The 9181-nt window shown below is 63.4% G+C and carries 12 protein-coding genes; 6 read left to right on the top strand and 6 right to left on the bottom strand.

Translation table 11 applies throughout. From position 1 onward, the window contains the following. Positions 1 to 201 precede the first annotated feature (201 nt). Positions 202 to 903 carry a DNA polymerase III subunit epsilon gene (dnaQ, locus tag AC0L2D_RS31675; RefSeq protein ID WP_063169604.1) on the top strand — a complete coding sequence of 234 codons (702 nt, stop codon included), beginning with the start codon at positions 202 to 204 and terminating at the stop codon, positions 901 to 903. 119 nt (positions 904 to 1022) lie between these two features. On the opposite strand, the gene secB is transcribed toward dnaQ, so the two are convergent. After that, entirely contained in the window at positions 1023 to 1523 is a 501-nt protein-coding gene (gene secB, locus AC0L2D_RS31670; RefSeq protein WP_013528724.1) for a protein-export chaperone SecB, read from the bottom strand. Positions 1524 to 1653: 130 nt separating this feature from the next. Continuing rightward, positions 1654 to 2154: an FxsA family protein gene (locus AC0L2D_RS31665; RefSeq protein WP_473544092.1), complete on the bottom strand. Its 501-nt coding sequence runs from the start codon at positions 2152 to 2154 to the stop codon at positions 1654 to 1656. Between the two features lie 217 nt (positions 2155 to 2371). Between AC0L2D_RS31665 and AC0L2D_RS31660 the strand changes: the two genes are divergently transcribed. From AC0L2D_RS31660 to AC0L2D_RS31645, 4 genes are read left to right on the top strand one after another with little or no spacing between them, the layout of a single operon-like run. Further along, the gene (locus AC0L2D_RS31660) at positions 2372 to 3079 is read left to right on the top strand and encodes a Tim44/TimA family putative adaptor protein (RefSeq protein WP_013528722.1); all 708 of its coding nucleotides are present in this window, start codon (positions 2372 to 2374) and stop codon (positions 3077 to 3079) included. A 21-nt stretch (positions 3080 to 3100) separates the two neighbouring features. Beyond that, entirely contained in the window at positions 3101 to 4216 is a 1116-nt protein-coding gene (mltA, locus tag AC0L2D_RS31655; RefSeq protein ID WP_473544090.1) for a murein transglycosylase A, read from the top strand. Further along, entirely contained in the window at positions 4213 to 4743 is a 531-nt protein-coding gene (locus AC0L2D_RS31650; protein WP_024502221.1) for a Smr/MutS family protein, read from the top strand. The genes mltA and AC0L2D_RS31650 overlap by 4 nt, the downstream gene beginning before the upstream one ends. Positions 4744 to 4753: 10 nt before the next feature. Further along, complete coding sequence (locus AC0L2D_RS31645; protein WP_013528719.1) at positions 4754 to 5122, top strand: helix-turn-helix domain-containing protein; 369 nt, start codon at positions 4754 to 4756, stop codon at positions 5120 to 5122. A gap of 84 nt (positions 5123 to 5206) precedes the next feature. On the opposite strand, the gene AC0L2D_RS31640 is transcribed toward AC0L2D_RS31645, so the two are convergent. From AC0L2D_RS31640 to AC0L2D_RS31625, 4 genes are all read right to left on the bottom strand, one after another. Continuing rightward, complete coding sequence (locus tag AC0L2D_RS31640) at positions 5207 to 5440, bottom strand: hypothetical protein (RefSeq protein WP_013528718.1); 234 nt, start codon at positions 5438 to 5440, stop codon at positions 5207 to 5209. Between the two features lie 350 nt (positions 5441 to 5790). After that, positions 5791 to 6408 carry a transglutaminase-like cysteine peptidase gene (locus AC0L2D_RS31635; protein ID WP_063173424.1) on the bottom strand — a complete coding sequence of 206 codons (618 nt, stop codon included), beginning with the start codon at positions 6406 to 6408 and terminating at the stop codon, positions 5791 to 5793. Positions 6409 to 6642: 234 nt separating this feature from the next. Next, positions 6643 to 7920 carry a polyhydroxyalkanoate depolymerase gene (locus AC0L2D_RS31630; RefSeq protein ID WP_013528715.1) on the bottom strand — a complete coding sequence of 426 codons (1278 nt, stop codon included), beginning with the start codon at positions 7918 to 7920 and terminating at the stop codon, positions 6643 to 6645. 231 nt (positions 7921 to 8151) lie between these two features. Next, positions 8152 to 8511: a septal ring lytic transglycosylase RlpA family protein gene (locus AC0L2D_RS31625; protein WP_013528714.1), complete on the bottom strand. Its 360-nt coding sequence runs from the start codon at positions 8509 to 8511 to the stop codon at positions 8152 to 8154. A gap of 309 nt (positions 8512 to 8820) precedes the next feature. On the opposite strand from AC0L2D_RS31625, the gene AC0L2D_RS31620 reads away from it, so the two are divergent. Next, entirely contained in the window at positions 8821 to 9006 is a 186-nt protein-coding gene (locus AC0L2D_RS31620) for a hypothetical protein (RefSeq protein ID WP_024502222.1), read from the top strand. The last annotated feature ends 175 nt before the right edge of the window (positions 9007 to 9181 follow it).

The raw sequence follows: 9181 nt of genomic DNA, 5'->3' as shown, positions 1-9181 counted from the left end.
AAAAGCACGCGATGCGCGCAACGAGTTCGCGAGTGCAACTTGACACCCCAGATAGTCGCTCTCCCCCGATCGACGGGAGACAGGAAAGGTGCAGGGCGATGAGGGGCGGCGCAAACCTGTGCGATTGCCCTGGCCATCATAGTTTCTCATTGCCATTTTGTTCCGCTCTCACGATTCTGCTCCTTTGGAGCGACTGATTCGATGCGTGAGATCATCTTCGACACGGAAACCACCGGCCTCGATTCGCGCGACGACCGCGTGATCGAGCTGGGCGGCGTCGAACTGGTCAACCGTTTTCCGACCGGCAGGACCTTCCACCACTACATCAACCCGCAAGGCCGCGCGATCCATGTCGAGGCACAGGCGGTGCACGGCATCAGCGCGGCGGACCTCGCTGGCAAGCCGACCTTTGCCGAGATCGTGCAGGAGTGGCTGGACTTTACCGACGGCGCCAAGCTGGTCGCCCACAACGCCACTTTCGATGTCGGCTTCCTCAACGTCGAATTCGGCCGGCTGGGTCACCCTGTCATCGACAACGGCGTCGTCGTCGACACGCTGGCGCTGGCGCGCCGCAAGCACCCGATGGGTCCTAATTCGCTCGATGCACTCTGCCGGCGCTACGGCATCGACAACACCAAGCGCACCAAGCACGGCGCCCTGCTCGATTCCGAATTGCTGGCCGAGGTCTATATCGAGCTGATCGGCGGCAAGCAGGCGGCCCTCATCCTCGACAGCGCCACCGCGCCGGCCCAGGGCGAGAATGTCCGCCAGATCGAAATCGTCGTCGCCCCGCGCCCGGCGCCACTGCCGCCGCGCGTGACAGAAGCCGAACGTGCCGCGCACGCCGGCATGGTCGGGACATTGGGTGAAAAGGCGCTGTGGCTGAAGGTTCACGGGAACTAAAATCGTCCCGTTGGCGATCCTTGGCGCCCCCCTCTGCCCTGCCGGCGCCTCAATCGTCCCGCCCAAAACAAAAAACCCGGCGCAAGGCCGGGCTTTTCACAATCCGTGGCAGGCAGCACTCAGCTCACCTGGACCTTCGACGACGCCTGGTCCTCCGCCAGCTTCTGCTGGAACATCTGCGCGAAGTCGATCGGGTCGAGCATCAGCGGCGGGAAGCCGCCATTGCGGGTTGCCTCGGCGATGATCTGGCGGGCGAACGGGAACAAAAGACGCGGGCATTCGATGAACAGGATCGGCAGCATGTGTTCCTGCGGAAAGCCTGCGATGGCGAACACGCCGCCATAGACCAGCTCGACATTGAACAGCACTTCCTGGTCGAAGGACGCCTTGGCGTTGAGCGTCAGATTGACGTCGAACTGCTTGTCGGAGAGCGGGTTGGCGTTGACGTTGACATTGATGGCGATGCCCGGCGCCTTGTCGCGGCCGCGCAGCGAATTCGGCGCGCCGGGGCTTTCGAAGGACAGGTCCTTCACATATTGCGCCAGAACGTTGAGCGACGGCTGCGCCGCATTGCCGTTTCCGTTGGCTGCGCCGACCGGCGCGTCATCTTTGCTGGCCATAAGCCTTGTCCTCTTGCCTGGGCAGCGTCGCTGACCGAATTGAAATCGGGCGTTCGCTACCATGGCGGGGATGACAAGACAAGGTTTGCCGCCTTGCTTCCCGGCTGCGGCATGGAGATGGGACGGCGCGTTAATCGTCCTTCAGGCGGCGCCACGGCGAGTTGTGATCCGGGCCGCGCTTCAGATCGTCCTCGCGCGAATAGTCGCCGTCTTCGAGGTCGATGACCCTGTCGCGCTGGCGGCCACGAAAACCGCCGGACGAGAAATCGGTGGCGACGACAATGCGGCCCTTGAACCGGCTCCAGGCAAAGTCGCGCAACGGCGGCAGAAACAGCAGCAGGCCGATAATGTCGGTGATGAAGCCGGGGATGATCAGGAGGATTGCCGCAACCACGATCATGGCGCCGTGCGCAAGGTGGCGGCTGGGGTTCTGGCCGGCGGCCATCTCGTTGCGGATGCGGGCCATGACACCAAAACCCTGGTATCGGAGCAAAAGCACGCCGGCGATGCTCGAGGCCAGCACGAGGCCTACCGTCGCCAGCGCGCCGACCTCGCGGCCGACGATGACGAAACCGGCAATTTCCAGCAGCGGCAGTGCAAGGAGAAAGAAGGGAAGCAACGAAATGCGCAAGTCTTGCCAACCTTTTTCGATCGTTATGACCGTTTTGATTGTTTTGGCCGCCAACTGGCAATCGCCGCTGGCACCGAGGCTGTTAGATAGGTATGCCTGCCTTTGATTTGAATGATTGCGCCTTGCGTTCTATATGCTTTGAATGTTGAACGCTATGCGACCGCGGCCGTTAGGCCTGACGGTCCGGCCACAGGGCAGGGATTGATTGGCGGAAGATATGGGATTCTTCGACTTCGGCACGATTTTCTTCCTGATTGCGGCGGTGGTCATCTTTTTCCAGCTGCGCAATGTGCTGGGCCGCCGCACCGGCAGCGAACGGCCGCCCTTCGATCCCTATTCGGCGGCTCGCACCGGCGACAAGGATGCCGCCCAGAAATCCGAAAACGTCGTCTCGCTGCCGCGCAAGCGTCCGCCAGGCGAGCCGGCTCCCGACGCCTATGCCGCGATCGACGCTTTCGCCAAGCCCGATACCGACCTCAACAAGGGCCTGCGCACGATCAAGGACAATGATCCGTCCTTCGAGCCGAAGGGTTTCGTCGACGGCGCCAAGATGGCTTACGAGATGATCGTCATGGCCTATGCCGACGGCGATCGCAAAACGCTGAAGAACCTGTTGTCGCGCGAGGTCTATGACGGTTTTGTCGCCGCTATCGGCGAGCGCGAGGCCAAGGCGGAAAAGATCCAGTCCTCCTTCGTCGGCATCGACAAGGCCGATATCGTCTCGGCCGAGATGAAGGGCGGCGAGGCGCATGTCACGCTGCGCATCATCAGCGAGCTGATTTCGGCGACCCGCGACAAGGCCGGTGCCGTCATCGACGGCGACCCGGAAACCGTGGCCGAGGTCAAGGATGTCTGGACCTTCGCCCGTGACACGCGCTCGCGCGATCCGAACTGGAAGCTCGTCGCCACCGAGGAAGAAGACTAGGGAATACGCGGCGAGGCTCCGGTGTCGCTATCGCCTCTTTTTGTCGAGAAAGCCTTCGGCGATCTGCCCGGCTGGAACGATGACGACCATTCGGCGGCCTTCGCCGCCTTTCGGCGCTCGGCCTTCCATGTCCTGACCAAACCCTATCGCAGCGGCGCGCTCGGCGTCGACTTCGACGCCTTTGCGGATGCCTACGCCGAGGCCCGGACCGTTTCGCCGGCGAATCGGTCGCCGGTTTTGACCCGCGGGGAGGCCCGCGCCTTCTTCGAGCGCCATTTTGTCCCGGCGCTTATCCCTGCCGAAAATGGGCTCGTCACCGGTTTCTATGAACCGCAAGTCGAGGCGTCACCGGTGCGCACGGACCGGTTTTCGGTGCCGCTGCTGTCGCGCCCGGCCGATCTCGTCGATATCGATGACGCAAACCGGCCGCCGGGCCTGGACCCCTATCTCGCTTTCGCGCGCCAGACGCCGAACGGGCCGGTCGAATATCATGACCGTGGCGAGATCGAGCGCGGCGCGCTTGATGGCAAGGGCCTGGAAATCGCCTGGTTGGCCGACAAGGTCGATGCCTTCTTCATTCACGTGCAAGGTGCCGCACGCCTCGCCATGACCGACGGCCGGCTTGCCCGCGTCACCTATGCCGCCAAATCCGGCCAGCGCTTCACCGGACCCGGCAAGGTCCTGAGCGAGATTGGCGAGATCCCGCTGGCGGAAGTGACGATGCAATCGATCCGCGCATGGTTCAAGGCGCATCCGGACCGCGTCGACGAGATCCTGTGGCAGAACCGCTCCTACATTTTCTTCCGCCCGGCCGATGTCGAGGACGTTGCCCTTGGTCCGATCGCCGCCGCCAAGGTGCCGCTGACGCCGGGCCGCTCGATCGCCGTCGACCGCCTGCTGCACACATTCGGCACGCCCTTTTACATCGACGCGCCGACGCTCGCCGCCTTCGACGCAAAACCATTCCGCCGCCTGATGATCGCGCAGGACACTGGCTCCGCCATCACCGGGCCGGCGCGGGGCGACCTGTTCGCCGGTTCGGGCGGGGCCGCGGGCGAGATCGCCGGCGTGGTCCGCAATGCCGCGGATTTTTATGCGCTGGTGCCGCGCACGCTCATTGCGGGTGCGGTCCGATGACCCGACGCCCGGACAAGCTCAGCGAGGACGACCGGGTTCTGTGGAACCTGGTGGCGCGCACGGCCAAGCCGCTGAAGGGGAAATTTGCCGTCGACATCCCCGAAATTCCTGCCGAGGCCAAGCCAAGCCAGTCGCAGCCCGCCCAGCCCGTCGCCAATGTCGCAGGGACCGCCAAGCCGAAGGCGCAGCATGTCACGCACCGCCTCGACGAACCGACGCTGGACAAATTGTCGAAGGGCCGGCTGCCGATCGAGGGCCGCGTCGATCTGCACGGCATGACGCAGGACGAGGCCTACTCGCTGCTGTTCTCGTTCCTGCACCGGGCGCATGCCGGCGGCGTCCGCTATGTCCTGGTCATCACCGGCAAGGGCTCGTCCTCCGGCGGCGATGGCGTGTTGCGGCGCGCCGTGCCGGCCTGGCTGTCGACGCCTGCCTTCCGGCCGCTCGTCTCCAGCCACGACCATGCCGCCCGCAATCATGGCGGTTCGGGTGCGCTCTATATCCGCCTGCGGCGGGTCCGTTCATGAGGATGGGCGCATGACCCCGTTCGGCGAGAAGCTGCGGACGCTGAGAAGCGAACGCGGTGTCCGCCAGAAGGATATGGCGGCGGCGATCGGCGTCAGCGCCGCCTATCTGTCGGCGCTCGAACATGGCAGGCGAGGCGCCCCGACCTGGACGCTGATCCAGAAGATCATCGGCTATTTCAACATCATCTGGGACGATGCCGAGGAACTGGCGCGGCTGGCCGAGGCCTCGCACCCGCGTGTAAAACTCGACACGTCGGGTCTTTCCCCCGCCGCCACCGAGCTCGCCAATCTGCTGGCGGAAAACATCGAGAAACTCGACGAAACCGAGCTTCGCCGCATCACCGCATCGATCCGCGCGGCGTTGAACCAGCGGCCGTAGCCTGACGGTCCGCGCCGGTACAAGTTCGCCTGCCTCACGAGGACACTGCCCGCCGGCGGCCCGCCGGCGGGCACAGTGGTGAGATCATTTCTTGCCGGCGGTGCCGCCATTCCCACCCCGGCCATGATCGCCGTGGTCGTGGCCATTGTTTCCGCCGCCCAGGCAGTCCGACGCCCCGGCATCACCGCAACAGCGGCCGGCCCAGAGGTCGTTGAGGTTGGTTTTGGCACAGCTGGTGGTCTGATCGGCCATGGCGGATCCGGCCATGCTCGACACCGCGATAGCGGCAAGAAGGGTGTTTCGCAGAAAAGCAGTCATCTGAAGTCTCCATGGTTGGTTTCGGTTCACGGCTGTGTGTCGCTGGCCGGAGCGAAATGGTTCACGGAGAAATGCGAATTCTGGCGGAGGGCCCATCGATTTCGTCATCCACGGGCGGAGCGGACGCGCAGACCCGAGGATCCATGCCGCGAGTTGCGAGCGTCGCGACGGGGCAAAAGATCTGGTGATGACGGTATGACGATTGCAGGCGCCTGTTCCTGCGCCGCAGCGTTCTTCATCGGCATCACGGCATGGATCCCGGGGTCTTCGCGACGGAGCTTCGCTCCTGCTCAGCCCTGTGATGACGAAGCGTTGGATGCCGCCCCTAGGGAAGCCGCCGTTGCCGGTGCCTACTGAACCGCGCCGACCAGAACTTGCTGGCCACCGCGGATCGAGACCCAGCGGCCGGTGTTGTCGATCGCCTGCCGCTTGAGGAAGCGGTAGCCGGTCGCGTCCCATGGCTTGACCTTGTCGGTCAGATTGTCGAGCACATAGTCGCCGTCGTCGGTGCGCACCGTCAGCACGGCGTGGCCCTCGCCGTCGGGCTTGCGCACGACAGTGATCAGAAGATCGGCAAGCGAGATGCTCATGCGCGAAAGCTGGCGCCGCTTTTCCAGCACATAGTCCTCGCAATCGCCGACGCCCTTGTCGGGATAGGCCCAGACCTCGTCCTTGCCGTAGATGTCCATGTCGCTCATCGGCTTGACGGCGGCGTTGACCCTGGCGGTGACATTGAGAAGCTTGCGCATCAGCGCGTCGGTCATCGGAGCCGGCGCCAGATTGGCCGGGCGGATCGAGCACTCGCCCGGATGCAGCTTGCAGAAATCATAGTGGCCGATCGGCTGCGAGGTGAGCCCCCCGGTCGCCATCGCTCCACCCGCCAAGGCCGGTGCCACCCAGCCCGCCGTCATTGCCAGCCCGGCCGCCACATACACGCGCAGCCGTCGCGCCATCGATGAGGAAATCATTGTCCCCGCTCACCCTTTGTTATTAACGAAAGGTTAAGGGGGATTTACAGTCCGTGTCAATTACGACGACGGTCGGATTGTCGGCATGGTTACCCGAGGGGCTGGACAGCGGCACTTGTGCAACAGAATCAGCCAGCCGGCCGGCTTTTACCGGTCAATCGCACGGTTTGTCGCCGTTAAGCTTGGTTTTATGCAAATCATCGTCCCAAAACCCGCAATTTTGGACGACGTGCATTATCTCTTGGCGGCGCGGACCAGCTTCGGCTTCACCGCGACACGCTCCTGGCGGCCATAGCTGGTGATGAAGTCGACGATGCGCGGGACGATTTCGGAGCGGAAGCGAGAACCGTTGAACACGCCGTAATGGCCGACCGCCGGCTGCATGTAGTGGGCGTGCCGCTCAGCCGGGATATTGGGGCAAAGATCATGCGCCGCCTTGGTCTGGCCAAGGCCTGATATGTCGTCGTTCTCGCCTTCGACCGTGAACAGCGCGACGTTGCGGATCGCCGACGGATCGATCCTGGTGCCGCGATGCGTCATCTCGCCCTTTGGCAAGGCCTGCCGCACGAAGACGGTGTCGACGGTCTGCAGGTAGAATTCGGCCGTCAGGTCCATGACCGCCAGATACTCGTCGTAGAAATCGCGGTGCTTCTCGGCATTGTCGCCATCATGCTTCACCAGATGCATGAAGAAGTCCTTGTGGGCGATGATGTGGCGATCGAGGTTCATGCTCATGAAGCCGGACAGCTGCAGGAAGCCTGGATAGACCTCGCGGCCGAAGCCTGGCACCGGCCACGGCGCATGCATCACGACATTGTCGCGGAACCAGTCGATGCCTTTTTCCTGCGCCAGCAGATTGACCGCGGTCGGGTTGCTGCGCGTGTCGATAGGCCCGCCCATCAAGGTCATCGTCGAGGGCACGAACGGGTCGCCCTTGGATTCCATCAGCGCCACGGCGGCCAGCACCGGCACGGAAGGCTGGCACACCGCCATCACATGCGTGTCCGGCCCCAGCGTGTGCAGCATGTCGATGACATAGTCGATGTAGTCGTCGAGATCGAATTGGCCGTCGGCAAGCGGCACCATGCGGGCATCGACCCAATCGGTGATGTGCACGTCGGCATAGGGCAGCATCGCTTCCACCGTGCCGCGCAGCAGCGTCGCATAATGGCCCGACATCGGCGCCACGATCAGAAGCTTCGGATCGGGCTTGCGCCCGGCGGGGACAGCGCGCTCGAAGCGCACGAGATTGCAGAACGGCTTCGACCAGACGGTCTTCTCGGCGACCTCGACGCTCTTCCAGTCGACTACGGTCTTGCTCAGGCCGAAGGCCGGCTTGCCGTAGCGGCGCGTGGTGCGCTCGAACAGTTCGGCCGTCGCCGCGATCGAACGGCCCCATTGCGTGTGGGAAAACGGATTGAGCGGATTGGAGTAGAACATGCGCACCGCGTCGGCATAGAGGCGCGCCGGCTGCAGGGCGGCGTGGTTCATCTCATAGAGCTGGTAGAACATCGAGAAACCCCGCTGCTGCCTGCGACCGAAGGGACGACGAGCAGCGCCGAGCCTAAATGTCTCGCGGGGAAGTTAACAACTAATTGCTGCGATGCAATACGTCACGCTGCGTGACCAATGCTTCTTTGGTTCAAGGCCATGGAAATCGGGGCCGAACGGCGCCAGCCGGCTCAGTGTGCGGTTGCGAAATGTGTAGGTAGTGTGTCCGGCCCTTGCCGGACACAGGAAGCTCTAGACGCGCGCCATGCACACGGAAGTGTGGCCGGAGCCGATGAAGCCGAGCTGGCCGGCCGCGCCTTTCGACAGGTCGAGCACGCGTCCCTTGATGAACGGACCGCGATCGTTGATGCGCACGACGACGCTGCGGCCATTGTTCTTGTTGGTAACCCTGAGCTTGGTGCCGAAAGGCAAGGTGCGATGCGCGGCGGTCATCGCCGACGGGTTCATGCGCTCGCCCGAGGCGGTTCTGGAGTGCAGGGCGTACCACGAGGCGCGGCCGCACTGGGCGGCGGCGGTCGCCGAAGAAGCGCCGACCATCAGGCCAGCAGCGATCGTTACCGCGACAATCGCGGTCTGTTTTGGGTTCTTCATATTTGGGGGATGGCTCCGTTTTTGACAGACCCCAGCCGTTAGGTGCCAAATAAGGCGGGAAATGCGGCAGTGATCTGGCGGTTCCGTGGCAATGGCACACGTTTGGAGTCGCTGGGTAACAGTCTGTCAGGGATTTTCCGGCACGCGATGATCAATCAACGATGATCTTTGTGTTGCTATCGGACATCCGTTTGACAAGATCGAACATTAATATCCAAGTAGAGCTCGGCGCGGCCGGGCCACTTCCTTTGGCTCTTTTATCGCGGTCCCGATGCTGCAACCAATCGACTTCAAAAGGGAGATCCGGCAATGAGGCTGACCAAAAATCTGCTGGCGTTGATTGTGCTTGCCGTCGGCGCGCTGTGGTCGCTGCAAGGCATCGGCGTTGTCGGCGGCAGCTTCATGACCGGCCAGTCGCAATGGCTCTATATCGGCGTCGTCACCATGCTGGTCGGGCTGATCGGGTTGGTGTGGGCGAACCGGTCAAGCGGGTGAGCTTGATGAAAGGTCGACCCCCACTCCGGCCCTTCGGGCCACCTCTCCCCCGATCGACGGGGGAGAGGAAAAGCGCGAGCTCGCCGACCTTGGCTCCTTTCCTCTCCCTCCGGAGGGGGGAGAGCGACTATCTGGGGTGTCAAGTTGCACTCGCGAACTCGTTGCGCGCATCGCG

The organism is Mesorhizobium sp. WSM4833, from assembly GCF_055811095.1.
This window is presented reverse-complemented; position numbering and strand designations above follow the sequence as displayed.

Excerpts from the sequence above, each read along its gene's own strand:
- AC0L2D_RS31660 (WP_013528722.1), top strand. The coding sequence starts at position 2,372 with ATGGGATTCTTCGACTTCGGCACGATTTTCTTCCTGATTGCGGCGGTG.
- AC0L2D_RS31635 (WP_063173424.1), bottom strand. The coding sequence starts at position 6,408 with ATGATTTCCTCATCGATGGCGCGACGGCTGCGCGTGTATGTGGCGGCC.
- secB (WP_013528724.1), bottom strand. The coding sequence starts at position 1,523 with ATGGCCAGCAAAGATGACGCGCCGGTCGGCGCAGCCAACGGAAACGGC.
- dnaQ (WP_063169604.1), top strand. The coding sequence starts at position 202 with ATGCGTGAGATCATCTTCGACACGGAAACCACCGGCCTCGATTCGCGC.
- AC0L2D_RS31620 (WP_024502222.1), top strand. The coding sequence starts at position 8,821 with ATGAGGCTGACCAAAAATCTGCTGGCGTTGATTGTGCTTGCCGTCGGC.
- AC0L2D_RS31645 (WP_013528719.1), top strand. The coding sequence starts at position 4,754 with ATGACCCCGTTCGGCGAGAAGCTGCGGACGCTGAGAAGCGAACGCGGT.
- AC0L2D_RS31640 (WP_013528718.1), bottom strand. The coding sequence starts at position 5,440 with ATGACTGCTTTTCTGCGAAACACCCTTCTTGCCGCTATCGCGGTGTCG.
- AC0L2D_RS31625 (WP_013528714.1), bottom strand. The coding sequence starts at position 8,511 with ATGAAGAACCCAAAACAGACCGCGATTGTCGCGGTAACGATCGCTGCT.
- AC0L2D_RS31630 (WP_013528715.1), bottom strand. The coding sequence starts at position 7,920 with ATGTTCTACCAGCTCTATGAGATGAACCACGCCGCCCTGCAGCCGGCG.
- AC0L2D_RS31650 (WP_024502221.1), top strand. The coding sequence starts at position 4,213 with ATGACCCGACGCCCGGACAAGCTCAGCGAGGACGACCGGGTTCTGTGG.